General features: G+C 62.8%; 14 protein-coding genes and 1 riboswitch. Of the genes, 12 read left to right on the top strand and 2 right to left on the bottom strand.

The annotated features are described in order from the left end of the window. Positions 1-185 precede the first annotated feature (185 nt). Entirely contained in the window at positions 186-818 is a 633-nt protein-coding gene (locus tag VUG52_RS15925) for a LysE family translocator (protein WP_050705894.1), read from the top strand. Between the two features lie 36 nt (positions 819-854). On the opposite strand, the gene VUG52_RS15930 is transcribed toward VUG52_RS15925, so the two are convergent. Next, on the bottom strand, positions 855-1,070 hold the full coding sequence (locus VUG52_RS15930; protein ID WP_050705895.1) for a hypothetical protein: 216 nt from the start codon (positions 1,068-1,070) through the stop codon (positions 855-857). A gap of 432 nt (positions 1,071-1,502) precedes the next feature. Here VUG52_RS15930 and VUG52_RS15935 point away from each other — a divergent pair, with 432 nt between their 5' ends. From VUG52_RS15935 to VUG52_RS15960, 6 genes are all read left to right on the top strand, one after another. Next, positions 1,503-4,583 (top strand): T6SS effector BTH_I2691 family protein, encoded by a 3,081-nt coding sequence (locus tag VUG52_RS15935; protein WP_331831740.1) that lies wholly within the window; start codon positions 1,503-1,505, stop codon positions 4,581-4,583. Between the two features lie 20 nt (positions 4,584-4,603). Beyond that, positions 4,604-5,800, top strand: coding sequence for an IS256 family transposase (locus VUG52_RS15940; RefSeq protein WP_016391483.1), 1,197 nt, complete (start codon positions 4,604-4,606; stop codon positions 5,798-5,800). Between the two features lie 82 nt (positions 5,801-5,882). Further along, positions 5,883-6,776 carry a DUF6708 domain-containing protein gene (locus VUG52_RS15945; protein ID WP_082337755.1) on the top strand — a complete coding sequence of 298 codons (894 nt, stop codon included), beginning with the start codon at positions 5,883-5,885 and terminating at the stop codon, positions 6,774-6,776. Then, positions 6,773-9,763, top strand: a complete 2,991-nt coding sequence (locus VUG52_RS15950) for a T6SS effector BTH_I2691 family protein (protein ID WP_220689826.1) — start codon at positions 6,773-6,775, stop codon at positions 9,761-9,763. Before VUG52_RS15945 ends, VUG52_RS15950 begins: the two co-directional genes overlap by 4 nt. Positions 9,764-9,765: 2 nt before the next feature. After that, positions 9,766-10,659, top strand: a complete 894-nt coding sequence (locus VUG52_RS15955) for a hypothetical protein (protein ID WP_331831742.1) — start codon at positions 9,766-9,768, stop codon at positions 10,657-10,659. A 15-nt stretch (positions 10,660-10,674) separates the two neighbouring features. Further along, positions 10,675-10,929 carry a PAAR domain-containing protein gene (locus VUG52_RS15960; protein ID WP_082337758.1) on the top strand — a complete coding sequence of 85 codons (255 nt, stop codon included), beginning with the start codon at positions 10,675-10,677 and terminating at the stop codon, positions 10,927-10,929. A 101-nt stretch (positions 10,930-11,030) separates the two neighbouring features. On the opposite strand, the gene VUG52_RS15965 is transcribed toward VUG52_RS15960, so the two are convergent. Then, the gene (locus tag VUG52_RS15965; RefSeq protein WP_050705898.1) at positions 11,031-12,218 is read right to left on the bottom strand and encodes an MFS transporter; all 1,188 of its coding nucleotides are present in this window, start codon (positions 12,216-12,218) and stop codon (positions 11,031-11,033) included. Positions 12,219-12,330: 112 nt separating this feature from the next. On the opposite strand from VUG52_RS15965, the gene VUG52_RS15970 reads away from it, so the two are divergent. The 5 genes from VUG52_RS15970 (at position 12,331) to VUG52_RS15990 (ending at position 17,670) form a co-directional block, all read left to right on the top strand. Continuing rightward, positions 12,331-13,251: a LysR family transcriptional regulator gene (locus VUG52_RS15970; RefSeq protein WP_262952807.1), complete on the top strand. Its 921-nt coding sequence runs from the start codon at positions 12,331-12,333 to the stop codon at positions 13,249-13,251. 98 nt (positions 13,252-13,349) lie between these two features. Beyond that, the gene (locus tag VUG52_RS15975; RefSeq protein ID WP_262952808.1) at positions 13,350-14,519 is read left to right on the top strand and encodes a DUF1624 domain-containing protein; all 1,170 of its coding nucleotides are present in this window, start codon (positions 13,350-13,352) and stop codon (positions 14,517-14,519) included. Positions 14,520-14,546: 27 nt separating this feature from the next. Beyond that, positions 14,547-14,744, top strand: a riboswitch (cobalamin riboswitch). A gap of 114 nt (positions 14,745-14,858) precedes the next feature. Then, positions 14,859-15,872 (top strand): ABC transporter substrate-binding protein, encoded by a 1,014-nt coding sequence (locus VUG52_RS15980; protein WP_331831743.1) that lies wholly within the window; start codon positions 14,859-14,861, stop codon positions 15,870-15,872. Beyond that, on the top strand, positions 15,869-16,885 hold the full coding sequence (locus VUG52_RS15985) for a FecCD family ABC transporter permease (RefSeq protein WP_331831744.1): 1,017 nt from the start codon (positions 15,869-15,871) through the stop codon (positions 16,883-16,885). Before VUG52_RS15980 ends, VUG52_RS15985 begins: the two co-directional genes overlap by 4 nt. Then, the gene (locus VUG52_RS15990; protein WP_331831745.1) at positions 16,882-17,670 is read left to right on the top strand and encodes an ABC transporter ATP-binding protein; all 789 of its coding nucleotides are present in this window, start codon (positions 16,882-16,884) and stop codon (positions 17,668-17,670) included. The genes VUG52_RS15985 and VUG52_RS15990 overlap by 4 nt, the downstream gene beginning before the upstream one ends. Positions 17,671-17,684 lie beyond the last annotated feature (14 nt).

Below are 17,684 nucleotides of genomic sequence, written 5' to 3' on the forward strand. Positions count from 1 at the left end.
GCGATGAAAGTTACGCAATGCCTGGCACCCGCTTCGCGGGTGTTCGCGGGGCGCGTCGCATCGGCGCACTGCCGCTCCCACGCCGTCCCCAGCAGATCCACAGCTCATGTGTCCGCAAGCCCCCATGGCGGTCCGCCCCGATTGCTGGCATTGTTCGACTTTCCCCGCGCAAAGGACGCGCTTCCATGGCCCTGCACCTCTGGTTGACCTTCTCCTTCGCCTACCTGCTCACCTCGCTGATCCCCGGCCCCAACGTCCTGCTGACCGTGCGCAACGCTTTGCGCTACGGCCCCTCGGGCATGGGCATGACCCTGTTCGGCAACCTCACCGCACAACTGCTGACCATCACCGCCGTGGCCATGGGCGTGGGCGCCCTGCTGATCTCGCTGCCCACGGCGTTCCTGGTGCTGAAGTTGGCCGGCGCCGGCTACCTGATCTACCTCGGCCTGCGCCAGTTGCTGGGTAATAGCGGCCCCGCCGCCCCGGCGGCCCAGGTGGTCGCGACGCCACCCCAGACGCAATGGCGGATCGCCGTGGAGGCCTTCCTGGTCTCGGTGAGCAATCCCAAGACCCTGGTGTTCTTCTGCGCCTTCCTGCCGCAGTTCCTCGAGCCCGGGCGGCCGATCTTCGGCCAGTTCGCGGCAATGTACCTGAGCGGCGCACTGATCGTCTGCCTGGTGCATTCCTTCTACTGTTTCACCGCCTGGCGCTTCGGCCTGCGCCTGAAGGCTTCGCCCCTGGCCGCCTGGTTCAAGCGCGCCACCGGCGCGCTGTTCATCGGCCTGGGCGTGCGCCTGCTCAACGCCCGGGCAGTGTGACGCTCACCTGCTCCCTCGCAAGGCCTGGGTGGTGATTCAGGACTGCCCCAGGTTGAGCACCAGCGCGATGAACGCCTGCTCGTCGAGCCACTCGTCCTCATGCAGGTCGATGGCCCGGCAGGAGTCGCCCTGGAGACTGGCATTGAGCAGCCCGGCCTGGTGGATCAGCGCCCTGAGTCGGGCCATTCGCGGACCACGCCAGTCGGCAAGGCTGGCGATGCGGGCGTCGATCTGCTCGCGGGCTTCGGGCATGGGGGCATCCTCAGGCAGGTTCTCCCAAGAACTGTAAGCGAATGCTGCCAAATAGCCCTTAAAGGGAAAATCAGAGAAACGTCCTACGCGGATTTGGGAAGCACTGTCGACCACCCACAATCCGTTCCTCGCTAGTGTTTCAGGTCTGCGTCACCGTCGCCCGTGGCTGGCTGCAACAGCCATCCACGGGCCTGCACGACGGTACGGCCATTACCAGCCAGCGAGGACCTTATGCGAACGTTCCCCGGAACACGTCAGCACCAAAACCCCGCCCCCAATCGAGGCGCTCAACGCCGTCATGCTGCGATAGCTGACAGGCCACTCCCAAGATGCCAGGCAACGACGAGCACCGTCTAGTTCAAGGACAGCCGTATCCGAAGGACCTCTCATGTCCAGCCAATCAAACACTGGCCCCACGCAAGGAGCTAAACCATGACTGACGCCGCCGTCGGCAGTGCCACCTCCGGCCCTGCCTGCAGCCCACGCGTGCCCATCCTGCCGGTGCGCTATGCCATCGTGCCGCGTACGGGCGATGCCCCTGCCTGTCGCTACGCAGGCGCAGGCTTCAACCTGGAACAAGGCTTCGCCCCGCTGCAGCACTCGTCCTACACCCTGCGCGCGCTGCGCCCAGGCTACATCTACGTGTTTATGAAAGGCCCCCAGGGCGAAAAACTGGTCATTCATGAGTACGACGGCGAAGGACGCTACCAGGAGTTGCGCTACCAGGGCCTGGAAGGCTACCACTTGCGCGAACGCTACCTGTCCAGCCAGAGCATGGGCTGGGTATGGGCCGACACCCGCCCGGACACCGCCAAGGAAGTGTGGATCGGCTACAGCCCGCACCTGTGGACCAACGCCACGACTGCCCGCATCACCGCTTCAGCAACCCTGCGCAAACGGCATATGCGCCAGCTGGACATGGCCGAGCTGATTGCCGGCAACCAAGCCCCCTCCACCCAGCCCCATGTGCTGCCGCTCAGTGCGCTGCAAAACTGGGTCGAAGACTACAAACCGGCAAGCCGGCGTATGTCCCTGACCTGGAGCAGCCACGCGTCCACAACCACCTTGTCCGTCGGCAGGCTCAACGCTATTGCCCGGGACTATCCCAGCACCCAGCCGAAAATACCGGTGGTGGTGGCGCTGGCTGATGCTGAAGGCGTGGCCCTGGACCTGAGCCTGTCGGTCTCGGCCTACCAGCACCAACTGCATGACCTGATGCCCGCCGAACAGCTGGAACACACCAAGCCCGCGCAAGGCACCGAGCAGGAAGGCGTACCGGCGTGCTATCAGCTGGATGCCGAACGGCTCAGTCAGCAGAGCCGCGATTTTCACCATCGCAACCTGGTCGCCCTGTTGCTGAACAAAACCCTGGAGACGATGTACCCGGCGGATATGCCCGCTACCGAAGTGGTCGAAATAAGACTGCAGTCCACCCGCACCGGACGTCCTCTCCCCCCGGCCGAGGCACGTTACCGGGCCCTCACTCACAAGGACTATTCCCCGAACGGTGCGCGTTTGGCGCTGCGCATCGATACCGACAAATACCTGCAGTTCCTCGCCGAACGCGATGAGCTGGAGCAGCGCATTGCAGGCCTGCGCAAACTTGCCCTGCAAGCCAGTCATGATCACGACACGTGGCTGGCCACGGCCGAAGCTGCGCATATCGATGACCCCTACAGCCTGGCCGCCGCACTGGCGTGCTATGACCGCAACGAACGCATCTCGGCCCGTGGCCTCGAAATCGCCCTGGCCCTGCTGATTTACCCGATGGGCCAGCCGGCACCCGGTACCGAAGACCAAGATCGGCGCTTCAAACGCCTGGAACAGTGGCTGGACCAGCACGACAGCCCGCTCTACACCGCCCTGGCGCCGTTCAACCCCTTCAAGGACAAAGCCGATGCGGCCGGCAGTGTGCTGGGTGGCAGCGACAATGTCATCGAAGGGCTGGCCGGGCGTTTTCCGGCCATTGCCGACATCACCGATCTCACGGCCCAGTCCGTCAACGCCGTGGTGCTCAAACGCCTGCGTGGTCACACCCGCTGGGATGCCAGCCATACCCTGCGTCAGCAAGTACTGCTGGCGGCGCGTGAGGCCAATGCCGAGAAAGCGCTGGGGCTGTTGGCGGCGCGTTACCAGATCACCGACCAGGCCATCCGGGAAAACCCGTTCAGCCAGGAGGTGGAGCGGTATTTGAAGAGCGGCATGGCGCAGGTTGAGGAAATGAAGCAGCTGCGTATTTCGGGCAACCGGACGGTGGCGGTTGAGTTGACCACCACTGCGCGGGTTAAACCCAACTTGCTCGGGTTGCTTACGTCGGGCGGAGGCGGTGGTCTGAACGCTGGAATGCTGTGGTTCAACGTGATCTCGCTGAAGACGGCTTACAACAGCCTGCAGAAAAGCAATGCGCCGGAATACACCCTGGGGTTTGCGGCATCTATTTTTGGGGTGATCGGTGCGGCCGCGGCGACATTGGTTAGCGTACGCGCAACGCAGAAGGCGGTGATGTTGAGATTGAGCTCGACGGCGCCGGGGATGGCGTTTGGTAACAGCGTGATCAAGTTCCTAAGTAGTAATCTATTTGCGCGCTTAGCGGGATATCCCGCAATTGGCTTTGGCTTGCTCTCTGATGGACTCAAGACGAAACGCCAACTCGATAATGGTGATTCAACTGCAGCCAGCTATACGTCAGCCGGTGGAGTAAGCATGGCTGTTGGCTCTGTCATCGTCCTTGAGGCCGGGCTTGCAATAGCAGGGCCCACGGTGTTTGTGCCCTTCGCCGGATGGGCCGCAGTTGCATTGTTGCTCGCGGGAGCAGCAATCATTGCTGGAGGCCTGTATCTTCACGCCAAAGCACATGAACGCGTTCACAGGCCGATTGAGCTTTGGGCAGCACGCAGCATCTTTGGCAATCGCATCAACGATGGAGAGGCCCGTTCTGAAATTATCCTGGACCTTGAAAAGAAACTTCCGAGATTCTCCTCACTGCACGCAGAAATCAAAGCTTGGCACAACGAGCACTACGGACCAAAGCTCATATCAGCCGAGCAGGCCCTATCATTTGGTGTAACCAATGTGGACACCAAGTGGCATCATAACAACCATTGGGCACCGCCAAACTGGACCGCTATCACGCATAACGAAGTAGTCACGCCTCAACCAAGCGCTGAGTTCACAGTTCTTTTACCGGGCTTCGCAATAGGAACAAGCGAGTGGTCAGGAATTTCGAGCAGCCTTCGTAACGATGGAGGAATGGACGTATTTCCGATCACTCCCGCCGCCTACGTTGTGGGCGCCGGCTTGATTCTGCATTTCAAGCACACGCTGACCCACCAAAACCACGTCTCACTGCATCTCGCCTACAGCGCCAGTCAAGGGCTGGACGAAGGCACTGAGATTCATTCGAACTTCGATCGTGTCCCAGGAAGTGGTGTAACTGAACCAGCCGAAGGCGCCCTGCGGGCGAAAGAGGATGGTCATCGTGGTTCTTGGCTAACGTTGAGTTTGCGGACTTAACCTTCACCAGAGAAACCACGATGACCAAGCCCACTATCGCATTGACCGAGTTGGTTGAGAAAGGGGCAGACGCTGATCTGCTCAAGCAAATGATCCAGTTCGTTGCCCAGCGCATGATGGAGTTCGATGTCGAAGGCCTGTGCGGCGCCGGCTTCGATGTCAAAAGCCCAGACCGGACAAACAGCCGCAATGGCTACCGTGATCGCCTCTGGCAAACCCGCGCCGGTGACGTTGACCTGAAGATCCCGAAGCTGCGCCAGGGCAGCTACTTTCCTGGCTTTCTCGAGCCTCGACGTACCGCCGAGAAGGCCATGGCAGCGGTGATCCAAGAAGCTTACATTCAGGGCGTTTCAACGCGTTCGGTGGACGAGCTGGTCAAGGCCATGGGCATGACCGGCATCTCCAAAAGCCAAGTGTCACGGCTGGCTGGTGAGATCGATGAGCGCGTTCACGCCTTCCTTGACCGACCGCTTGAAGGCGACTGGCCCTATCTCTGGATAGATGCCACCTACGTCAAAGTGCGGGAGGCCGGGCGCATCGTCTCGGTCGCCGTAATAATCGCTGTGGCCGTGAACACCGATGGTGGCCGTGAAGTCCTGGGCATGCGTGTTGGCCCATCAGAAGCCGAGCCGTTCTGGACGGACTTCCTGCGAAGCCTGATGCGGCGTGGCTTACGTGGAGTGAAGTTGGTCATCTCCGATGCCCACGAGGGGCTCAAGGCGGCTGTCTCCAAGGTCTTCAACGCGACCTGGCAGCGCTGCCGCGTGCATTTCATGCGTAACGCCATGGCCCATGTCGGCAAGGGTCAGCGCACCATGGTGGCAGCGCTTCTGCGCACGGTTTTCGCCCAGGACAGCCGTGCCGAATGTCATCAGCAGTGGCGCCTGGTCGCCGATCAGTTGCGCGAAAAGTACCCCAAGATCGCGACGCTCATGGACGGCTGCGAGGATGAAGTGCTGGCGCACATGGCGTTTCCAAAAGCGCACCGTCAGCAGTTGCACAGCACCAATCCACTGGAACGGCTCAACGCTGAAATCAAACGTCGCACCGACGTCGTGGGCATCTTTCCCAACGACCCTGCAATCACACGGCTGGTAGGCGCGATGCTGCTGGAGCAGAACGACGAGTGGTGCCTGCAACGGCGGTATATGCAGTTGGAGGCCTTCGAGGCAGTCAGCGATAATCCACAGGCCAAGCTGTCGGCCGTGATCAACTAAACGGCAAACTCAGTGGTCAAGGCCATGATGAGTTACACCACTTCCCGGGACACGATCCGAACTTCCGTCTCGAGCGCTGATCATGGCAACCATATGGCTATTTAACTCAACCTCATGCTCAGGGTACGAACCCGCCATTGGTGGACAGCTATTAAACATATCCAAAAACTCTTTATGCCTACGCAACCCATGGGTAACAGACTCTGTATTCATGGGAAAACTTTACTGCGCAATGATTATTGGATTAATGATCGGCTTCTACCCATTTCTATTTTCTAGCGTCAGCTGGAAGGATTTTTTACTTGAGCCCATACTAATGACCGGAATGGTGCTTATGCCTTTCACCTTCCTTCCATTTCTATTTTACCGAATATGGTTCATCAAAGGCTTATCAAGCGTTTGCTTCAACCGCTCAACAAAAAAAATCTACTACCAACGTTTTAAGAAGGTATTCGTCTTCGAGTGGAGCAATACTGGAGGTGGTCTTTTCAGGCGCACAGAGTTTGGTGGTTCATCTTTCACCACCTCCTATGCACTTGCATTCGCACCCCGTCGAAAAGACGGAAGTCTCCATCAAAAAGATTGCCTCTGGACCGACAGCAACGAACCCGCCGAACCCGGCATCAAGCACGTCGCCGAAGTCTGGGAATACCTTCGCCACTTCATGAACCACGGCCCAGCCAAACTCCCTCCTCCCGGCGAACCCAACTGGTGGCACCGGCCGCTTCATGCCATCTGCCTGACCCCGGCAGAAGCCTGGCGCCACTACGCCCCCTGGCGAACCGGCGAGCCCGGAGAAATGCAGGGTAAGAAGAACTGGCAACTGCCGTTCTGGGCCGTGTTGTTCCCCTACAACCTCGGCCTCGCCCTCTGCTGGTATGGCGTCTGCCGACTCTTCAATGTCCGGGCAGCACCGCCTCCGCCTGAGGCCTTCGACGAAGCCCCAGTACGCTCAACCAAAAGGCAGCGTAAATGACCGACGTTTCTGCCAACAGCGCCACCTCCGGCCCCGCCTGCAGCCCACGCGTGCCCATCCTGCCGGTGCGCTATGCCATCGTGCCGCGTACGGGCGATGCCCCGGCGTACCGCTACGCAGGCGCAGGCTTCAATCTGGAACAAGGCTTCGCCCCGCTGCAGCACTCGTCCTACACCCTGCGCGCGCTGCGCCCAGGCTACATCTACGTGTTCATGAAAGGCCCCCAGGGCGAAAAGCTGGTCATTCATGAGTACGACGGCGAAGGACATTACCAGGAGCTGCGCTATCAAGGGCTGGAAGACTACCACTTGCGCGAACGCTATCTGGCCAACCAGAGCATGGGCTGGGTATGGGCCGACACCCGCCCGGACACCGCCAAGGAAGTGTGGATCGGCTACAGCCCGCACCTGTGGACCAACGCCACGACTGCCCGCATCACCGCTTCAGCAGCCCTGCGCAAACGGCATATGCGCCAACTGGACATGGCCAAGCTGATTGCCGGCAACCAGGCCCCCTCCACCCAGCCCCATGTACTGCCGCTCAGTGCGTTGCAAAACTGGGTCGAAGACTACAAACCGGCAAGCCGGCGTATGTCCCTGACCTGGAGCAGCCACGCGTCCACAACCACCTTGTCCGTCGGCAGGCTCAACGCCATTGCCCGGGACTATCCCAGCACCCAGCCGAAAATACCGGTGGTGGTGGCGCTGGCGGATGCTGAAGGCGTGGCCCTGGACCTGAGCCTGTCGGTCTCGGCCTACCAGCACCAACTGCACGACCTGATGCCCGCCGAGCAACTGGAACACACCAAGCCCGCGCAAGGCTCAGAGCAGGCAGGCGTACCGGCGTGCTACCAGCTGGATGCAGAACGCCTCAGCCAGCAGAGCCGTGATTTTCACCATCGCAACCTGGTCGCCCTGTTGCTGAACAAAACCCTGGAGACGATGTACCCGGCGGATATGCCCACTACCGAAGTGGTCGAGACAAGGCTGCAGTCCACCCGCACAGGGCGCCCTCTCTCTCCGGCCGAGGCACGTTACCGAGCCCTCACTCACGAGGACTATTCCCCGAACGGTGCGCGCTTGGCGCTGCGCATCGATACCGACAAATACCTGCAGTTCCTCGCCGAACGTGATGAGCTGGAACAGCGCATTGCAGGCCTGCGCAACCTTGCCCTGCAAGCCAGTCATGATCACGACGCGTGGCTGGCCACGGCCGAAGCTGCGCATATCGATGACCCCTACAGCCTGGCCGCCGCACTGGCGTGCTATGACCGCAACGAACGCATCTCGGCCCGTGGCCTGGAAATCGCCCTGGCCCTGCTGATCTACCCGATGGGCCAGCCGACACCCGGTACCGAAGACCGAGACCGGCGCTTCAAACGCCTGGAACAGTGGCTGGACCAGCACGACAGCCCGCTCTACACCGCCCTGGCGCCGTTCAACCCCTTCAAGGACAAAGCCGATGCGGCCGGCAGTGTGCTGGGGGGCAGCGACAATGTCATCGAAGGGCTGGCCGGGCGTTTCCCGGCCATTGCCGACATCACCGATCTCACGGCCCAGTCCGTCAACGCCGTGGTGCTCAAACGCCTGCGTGGCCAGACCCGCTGGGATGCCAGCCATACCCTGCGTCAGCAAGTACTGCTGGCGGCGCGTGAGGCCAATGCCGAGAAAGCGCTGGGGCTGTTGGCGGCGCGTTACCAGATCACCGACCAGACCATCCGTGGAAACCCGTTCAGCCAGGAGGTGGAGCGGTACTTGAAGAGCGGCATGGCGCAGGTTGAGGAAATGAAGCAGCTGCGTATTTCGGGCAATCGGACGGTGGCGGTTGAGCTGACCACCACTGCGCGGGTTAAACCCAACTTGCTCGGGTTGCTTACGTCGGGCGGAGGCGGTGGTCTGAACGCCGGAATGCTGTGGTTCAACGTGATCTCGCTGAAGACGGCTTACAACAGCCTGCAGAAAAGCAATGCGCCGGAATACACCTTGGGGTTTGCGGCATCTATTTTCGGTGTAATTGGTGCAGCCGCGGCGACATTGGTTAGCGTACGCGCAACGCAGAAGGCGGTGATGCTGAGATTGAGTTCGACGGCGCCGGGGATGGCGTTTGGTAACGGCGTGATCAAGTTTTTGGGGAGTAATCTGTTTGCTCGTTTAGCAGGCTACCCTGCAATTGGCTTTGGGTTAGTATCAGACGGCTTAAAAGCGTTTCGTCAGTACAACAACGGTAATTTAACTGCCACTGTCTATACAGCTAGCGGTGGACTGACCATGGCCGCTGGTTCTGTGGTCGCCCTTGAGGCGGGACTCGCAGTTGCGGGAGCTACATCAGTAGTGCCCTTTGCCGGGTGGGCCGCAGCTGGGCTAGTGCTTCTAGGAATAGCGATTATTGCCGGAGGCTTATACCTTCACGCCCAGGCACATGCGCACCTGCACTCCCCTATTGAGTTCTGGGCAGCACGGAGCATTTTCGGCAATCGTAAAAACGATGGCGAGGTGCATGCCGAAATCGTTCTGGATCATGAAAAAAGACTCCCAACATTTCCTTCAATCCAAGAAGAACTCAAAGCTTGGCACGATGTGCATTACGGACCAAGGTTAATATCTGCAGAAGAGGCGCAATCCTTTGGTATAACCGGGGTCGACAGTGGTTGGCATGAAAATAATTATTGGGCGCCAGCAAACTGGGCTGCTATCACCCATAACGAAGTCACCACCCCACAACCCACCGTGGAATTCACAGTATTCCTACCGGGTTTCATCGTAGGCACAAGCGAATGGTCAGGTAGCTTGAGCAGCCTTCGTGAAGACGGTGAAATGGTCGTCTTTCCACTTGCTGCTGTTTGCTACGTTATAGGCGCCGGCTTAATTCTTAACTTTAAAAACACGATCAACAACCAAACCCATGCCTCACTGCATTTAGCCTATAGCTCAAATCAAGGCTTGAATGAAGGAAATGAGGTTAATTCAATTTTTCGTCTCGAGCGCTAACCATGTCAGTTATTTGGGCACTCAATATAAATTCGAGCTCCGGATACAAACCCGCCATTACTGGACAATTAGCAAGTCTCTCTGGAGATACATTATGCCTACGAAACCCCTGGGTAACAGACTCCGTATTTATGGGAAAACTGTATACCGCATTAATCATCGGGGTAATGACTGGTATTTACCCAAATTTTCTATCAATCAAAATATTAAACTTCGACACCCTCGATCTTGCTTTCATAGCCATGATGACACTTGCACCCTTAATTTTTCTCCCCCTCCTGCTTTACCGAATCTATTTTATAAGAAACCTCTCTGGATTTTACTTCAACTGCTCAACCAAGGTAATTTACTATCAGCGCGGCAAAAAACTTATAACCTTTAATTGGAAAAACTTATACGGAGGCGTATTCCAACGCACTGAATTCGGCGGCTCATCCTTCAGCACCAGTTATGCACTCGCCTTCGCCCCACCTCGGGAGGATGGCAGCCTGCACCAAAAAGATTGCTTATGGGTCGACAGCAACGAACCCACCGAACCCGGCATCAAACACGTCGCCGAAGTCTGGGAATACCTTCGCCACTTCATGAACCACGGCCCAGCCAAACTCCCTCCTCCCGGCGAACCCAACTGGTGGCACCGACCGCTTCATGCCATCTGCCTGACCCCGGCAGAAGCCTGGCGCCACTACGCCCCCTGGCGAACCGGCGAGCCCGGAGAAATGCAGGGCAAGAAAAACTGGCAACTGCCGTTCTGGGCCGTGTTGTTCCCTTACAACTTCGGCCTCGCCCTCTGCTGGTATGGCGTCTGCCGACTCTTCAATGTCCGGGCAGCACCTCATCCACCGGAGGCCTTCGAGCAAGCCCCTGTCCAGCCAAGTAAAAGGAAGCGCAAATGAGGGTGAACTGACTCGTTGGTCACCGCCCGAGTCGACCATCGCCACCTTTGCCCTTTTCACGGGGAAGGCACCGTCATCAGCGGCGCGGGCAGTGCCGTAGTGAATGGTCGTGCAATCGTACGCATAGGGGATGAGCTCAGTTACGGTGCAATCATCGAGATCGGTGCCGCGTATACGCTCATTGAGGGCAGCCCTGCGGCGCGCCAGGGAGACAAGACCAGCCATGGCGGAGTCCTGATTGAAGGCGATCCTGCCTGGCTGATCGAATAAGGAACGGCAGGATTGCAACAAGTCGCCCTGCTGGCATCCCAAACCCGGCAGCCGTCCCAGCCAAGGCATAAACGCGCATTGGCTGGAGAGTGGAACAAGCCTCACTCGCTCCGTTGCAGTACCAACGTGGCCACCCACGCCAGCACCGCAAACCCACAGGCCACATACCCCAACGCAGCCAGACCAAGCCCCTGGATCGCCGCGCCCCCCAGCGCGGCACCGGCGGCGATACCCGCGTTGGCCGCCGACACGTTGAGGGTCCCGGCCAGGGCCTGGGCCTTGGCGCCGGCGCGCATCACCCGCACCTGGCACACCGGGAACAGCGCCGTGTAGGCGATGCCCCACAGGGCCAGGGCGCCCACCAGCAGCAGCGGGTTGCCGATCACCGGGGTGACCAGGCCCATGCCCAAGGCCAGCATCGCCAACAGCAGCAGCGTGGCCCGCAGCGGGCTGCGATCGACGATCCGTCCGGCCAGGGCGTTGCCGAGCATGCCCACCAGGCCAAAGCCCATCAGCCACCAACCGACCGCGTTGGCCGGCACGGCGGCGAGCTGCTCGAGGATCTCGGCCAGGTAGGTGTAGGCAGTGAACATGGCGGTGAACACCAGCGCCGAAAGCAGCACATGGGCGATAAAACGACGGTCCTTGAGAATCACCGTCTGCCGCTCCCCTGCGACGCGGGCCGGAACCTTCGGCAGAGGCGGCAGCCAGGCCCACATCAGCAGCGCCACCAACAGGCACAGCCCGGCGAGCAACCAGAAGCTGCCGCGCCAGCCGACCAGCCCGGCGGCCAGGGTGCCCAGCGGGATACCGAAGACGAATGCCGCGGTGATCCCCAGGTAGACCCGCGCCACCGCCCAGCCCTCGCGCCCCTGGCCGGCCAGTTGCCCGGCGCTTTCGCTGGCGGTGCCCCAGTACACCGGCAGGGCAAGTGCGGCGAGGAACCGCGCCAGGGCCAGTACCCAGACGTTCGGCGCCAGCGCCGACAGCGCATTGGAAGCGGCGAACAGCAGCAGGATGGCGATGAACAGCCCCTTGCGTGGCAGGGCCGACAGCCAGGCGGTGAGCGGTGGCCCGAACAGCATCACGGTCACCGCGAACAGGGTGACCAACTGGCCCGCGCCCGCGACCGACAGTCCAAGGTCGCGGGCCAGCGCAGGCAGCAGGCCAAGAATCAGGAACTCGGTGGTCAGCACCGCGAAGCCGCCGACGGCGAACAGGCCGATCGACAGCCCCACGCGCGGTGCCGGCCGCGTCAAGGTGGCATGGGTCAAGCTGGAGGTGGACATCTACTGCAATCCTCGATGAATGGCAGGCCAGCTTAATCTGGAATCTTGTTCCGATTACTGGTAGATATTCCCTTATCAAGTGAACCATATTCAGTAATCGCGAGCCCCCGCCATGTCCGCCTCGGAACGCCTGAAAGACATCGACTTCTTCGTCAGCGTGGCCAACGCCGGCAGCTTCATCGCCGCCGCCGAGCGCATGAACCTCACCAGCTCCGCCGTGAGCAAGGGCGTGGCCCGCCTGGAGAAACGCCTGCAGGTGCGCCTGTTCGAGCGCACCACCCGACGCCTGGCCCTGACCGACAGCGGCGCCGACTACTACCGCACCTGCACCCGCGTGCTGGCGGAAATCGAAGAGGCCGAACTGGCCCTCAACGACGAGCACAAGACCCCCTGCGGCAAGCTGCGCATCGACCTGCCGGCCACTTTCGGCCGCCTGCACGGGCTGCCCGCCGTGCTCGACTTCGCCGCGCTGCATCCGCGTCTGCAACCGCACATCACCCTCTCCGACCGCTTCGTCGACCTCGCCGAGGACGGCATTGACATCGTCGTGCGCATCGGTGGACCACAGACTTGGCAGCCGGGCATCGAGCACCGCTACCTGGGCAGCCAGCGCCTGGTGTTCTGTGCCGCCCCCGCCTACCTCGCCCGCCACGGCACGCCCCGCGACCTGCAACAGTTGCAGGCCCAGGGCTGCGTGCTCTACGCCTGCGCCGACGGCAGCACACCAGCCCTGCATTTCGCCGGCACCCGTCCGGGCCTGGCGCAGCTGCGGCCGATGCCGGGCCGCCTGGCCATCGGCGATGCCGAGGGGCAGGCCCTGGCCATCAGCGCCGGGCACGGCATCGCCCAACTGCCGACCTGGCTGGTGCAGCGCCAGCTCGACGCCGGGACCTTGCAGCAGGTGCTGCCGGAGTACGCGATGGAGGGGTTGCCGATCAACCTGGCCTGGCGCCGCAACCGCGGGCATCTGCCCAAGGTCAGCGCGACGGTCCAGGCCCTGGCCGAGCGGCTGGGGCCGCTGATTCAGGGCTGATTCAAGTGGAGTGCCAGCGCATGGCTGTATCCAGACACAAGCAAATGAAATAAAATAACATTTCATTTGAATGTTATTCCTGCCTGCGACCCGCCTCGATGACCAGCCTCCCGACTGCCCTCCCCAGCCAACGCCTGCACAGCATCGACGCCCTGCGCGGCCTGGTGATCCTGTTCATGCTGCTGGACCACGTGCGCGAAACCTTCTTCCTGCACCGCCAGGTCAGCGACCCGATGACCATCGACGCGATCGACGCCACCGACCCCAGCCTGTTCGTCAGCCGCACCCTGGCGCACCTGTGCGCGCCGGTGTTCGTGCTGCTCACCGGGTTGTCGGCCTGGCTCTATGGCGAAAAGCACCAGGGCCGGGGCGATGTAGCGGCGTTCCTGTTCAAGCGCGGCCTGTTCCTGGTGCTGCTGGAGCTCAGCCTGGTCAACTTCGCCTGGACCTTCCAGTTGCCGCCAAGCGTGATCTACCTGCAGGTGATCTGGGCCATCGGCCTGAGCATGATCGCCCTGTCACTGCTGGTATGGCTGCCACGCCCGCTGCTACTGGCCCTGGGCGCGCTGATCGTCGTCGGCCACAACCTGCTCGATGGCCTGCACTTCGCGCCGCACTCGGCGCTGCATGTGCCCTGGGCGATCCTGCACGAGCGCAGCTGGCTGGAGCTGTCCGACAGCCTGCGCCTGCGCACCTCCTACCCGGTGCTGCCGTGGGTCGGGGTGATCGCCCTGGGCTATGGGCTCGGCCCCTGGTTCGGCCGGGGCAGCGATGCCGGCGAGCGGCAGCGCCGCCTGCTGCTGGGCGGCGTGATGCTGCTGCTCGGCTTTGTCGTGCTGCGCCTGCTCAACGGCTACGGCGAGGCGCCGTGGACCTTCTACGCCAGCGTCGGGCAAACGCTGATGAGCTTCTTCAACATCACCAAGTACCCGCCGTCGCTGCTGTTCCTGGCATTGACCCTGGGCGTCGGCCTGTTGCTGCTGCGCGGTTTCGAGCGGGCCGGCGAGGCTCGCTGGATCGGCCCGCTGGCAGTGTTCGGCGCCGCGCCGATGTTCTTCTACCTGCTGCACCTGTATGTGCTCAAGCTGCTGTATGTGGCCTGCGTGGCGCTGTTCGGCCTGAACCAGGGCAGCCATTTCGGCTTCGACGGCATCGGCGCGGTGTGGCTGGTCGCGGTACTGCTGGCGATCGCCCTGTACCTGCCGGTGCGCGGCTTCGCCCGGCTCAAGGCGCGGCGGCGCGACATCGCCTGGCTCAAGTACCTGTAAAAGCGTTTTCAGCCGATGGCCCGATGGTCTACCATGCCGCCCGCCGGTTTCCACACGGAATCAAAAGGGAATCCCGGGCGCGCCGAGGGCGGGCCAAAGGGAACTGCCCCCGCAACTGTAGGTGCCGAGCCTGCGCCACCGATGCCACTGGGTCTGCCGACCCGGGAAGGCCGGCGCCGGCCAGGACGCACCAGTCAGGAGACCTGCCGGCACGCATTCACCAACCGGCGGGGTGTCCGGGATGGTCATCCGCCCCTGGCCGCGCGCTTGCCGCACGACGCCTGGCGATGCCTGTCCGTGGGCCATTCCGTGCACCACCCGACAGGAGATCGCCCCACCATGCCGCACCGCTTCGCCACCCTGCTCGCCGGCCTGTCACTGGCGGGCCTGGCCCACGCCGACGCCACCCGCTACCCGCTGACCGTCGACAACTGCGGCCTGCCGCAGACCTTCGCCCAGGCCCCGCAGCGCGCGGTGACCATCGGCCAGGCCGGCACCGAGCTGCTCTATGCCCTGGGCCTGGGCGAGCGGCTGGCGGGCACCTCGCTGTGGTTCAACAACGTGCTGCCCGAGTTCAAGGCGCAGAACGACAAGGTCGAGCGCCTGGCCGACAACGAACCGGGCTTCGAGGCGGTGGTCGGCAAGCGCCCGCAGCTGGTGACGGCGCAGTTTGAATGGATGGTCGGCCCCCAGGGCGCGGTCGGCACCCGCGAACAGTTCACGGAACTGGGCATTCCCACCTACCTGCTGCCCTCGGATTGCGAAGGCAAGGACAACCTGGTGGGCGCCGACGGGACCCGCCTGCAGCCGTTCAGGATCGACACCATCTACAAGAGCGTCAGCCAGCTGGCCGAGATCTTCGACGTGCAGGATCGTGGCGAACGCCTCAATGCCGAGCTCAAGGACCAGCTGGACCAGGCCCGGCAACGCCTGGCCGGCCAGGACCTGAGCCACACCAGCGCGCTGTTCTGGTTCTCCAGCGCCGACCTCAAGGTCGACCCTTACGTCGCCGGTCGCCAGGGCGTGGCCGACTTCATGTTGCAGACCCTTGGCGTGCGCAACGTGGTGGAGTCCAGCGAAGAATGGCCGGCGGTGGGCTGGGAGACCCTGGCCAGGGCCAATCCCACCTGGCTGATCGTCGCGCGCATGGACCGCCGCCGCTACCCCGCCGACGACTACCGGAAAAAGCTCGAGTTCCTGCGCAGCGACCCGGTGACCCGCAACATGGACGCGGTCAGGCAAGGCCGGATCATCGTCCTCGACGCCGACGCCATGCAGGCTGGCATCCGCCTGTTCCGTGGCCTGGAGGTGCTGTCCAGCGCCTTTGCCAGCGGTAAAGCGCCACAACCATGAACCGTTTGCTGCCCATCAGCGCGTTCGCGCTGCTCGCCCTGTGCCTGGCCATGCTCGCCGGGATCGCCATCGGCGAGACGCGGATCAGCGCCGAGGTGGTCTGGCAGGTACTGGCCAACCAGCTGTGGCAGGCCGGTCATGCCCTCGACCCGATCGACGCCGGCATCGTCTGGAACTACCGCCTGCCGCGCACCCTGGTGGCCGCCGCCTGCGGCGCGGGGCTGGCGACCTGCGGGGTGATCCTCCAGGCGCTGCTGCGCAATCCGCTGGCCGAGCCGTACCTGCTGGGCCTGTCGGCGGGCGCCTCGACCGGCGCCGTGGCGGTGGGGCTGTTCGGCCTAGGTGGTGCGGTGCTGTCGCTGTCGGCCGGCGCCTTCATCGGCGCGCTGGCCGCCTTCGCCCTGGTGCTGGTGTTGTCGCGGGCCAGCGGCAGCCGACACGACAACGCCCAGGTGATCCTCGCCGGCATCGCCGGCTCGCAACTGTTCAACGCGCTGACGGCCTTTCTCATCACCAAGTCGGCCACCGCCGAACAGGCCCGGGGCATCCTGTTCTGGCTGCTGGGCAATCTCAGCGGCGTGCGCTGGCCGGCGGTGTGGCTGGCGCTGCCGGTGGCCCTGGTCGGGCTGGCGGTGTGCCTGTGGCACCGCCGGGCGCTGGACGCCTTCACCTTCGGCGCCGACTCGGCGGCCTCGCTGGGCGTGCCGGTGCGACGCACGCAACTGTTGCTGATCAGCTGCACGGCGCTGGTGACCGCGGTGATGGTCTCGATCGTCGGCGCCATCGGCTTCGTCGGCCTGGTCATCCCCCATGCCCTGCGCCTGCTGCTCGGCCCCGGGCACAGCCGTCTGCTGCCGGCCAGCGCCCTGGGCGGCGCGTTGTTCCTGATCGTCGCCGACATCCTCTCGCGCACCCTGATCGCCGGCCAGGTGATCCCGGTGGGCGTGGTCACCGCCTTGATCGGCGCGCCGGTGTTCGCGTTGATCCTGGTCAGCCGCCGGGGGCGTCCATGACCGTGATGACCGCCCTCGCCAACGCCCCGCTCGCCTGCAAGGGCCTAAGCCTGCGCCTGGGCGACCGCGAAGTGCTGCAAGACATCGACCTGAGCGTGATGCCCGGCGAAACCCTCGGCGTGGTCGGCCCCAACGGCTCGGGCAAGTCCACCCTGCTCAAGCTGCTCGCCGGCCTGCGCACGCCCAGCAGTGGCAGCGTGCGTTTGCTGGGCGAGGCGCTGGAGCGCATGCCGCGTCGCCGGGTTGCGCAAAGCCTGGCGCTGGTCGAACAGCAGGCCGACACCCTGGACGCCATCAGTGTGTATGACGCCGTGGCCCTCGGCCGCACGCCGTGGCTGTCGGCCCTGGCGCCGTTCGGCGCGGACGACCGTGCCATCGTCGAGCAGGCCCTGGCCGACGCCGACGCCGGCCACCTGCGTCGGCGCCTGTGGGGCGAGCTGTCCGGCGGCGAACGCCAGCGCGTGCACATCGCCCGGGCCCTGGCCCAGCGGCCGCAGGTGCTGCTGCTGGACGAGCCGACCAATCACCTTGATATCCAGCATCAGCTGAGCCTGTTGCGGCAGGTTCAAGCGCTGCCGGTGACTACCCTGGTGGCCTTGCATGATCTCAACCAGGCGTTGACCTGTGATCGGTTGGCTGTGCTGGACCAAGGGCGGTTGGTGGCCTTGGGGAAGCCTGAAATGGTGCTGACGCCGGAGCGGTTACTGGGGACGTTTGGGGTTCAGGCTCATTACCTGGTCGATCCGTATGATGGGGCGCGGGTGCTGCGGTTTCGTACTTATTGAGTTAGAGGCTGCTC

The organism is Pseudomonas sp. LH21 (assembly GCF_036549575.1).
GTDB lineage: Bacteria > Pseudomonadota > Gammaproteobacteria > Pseudomonadales > Pseudomonadaceae > Aquipseudomonas > Aquipseudomonas peradeniyensis.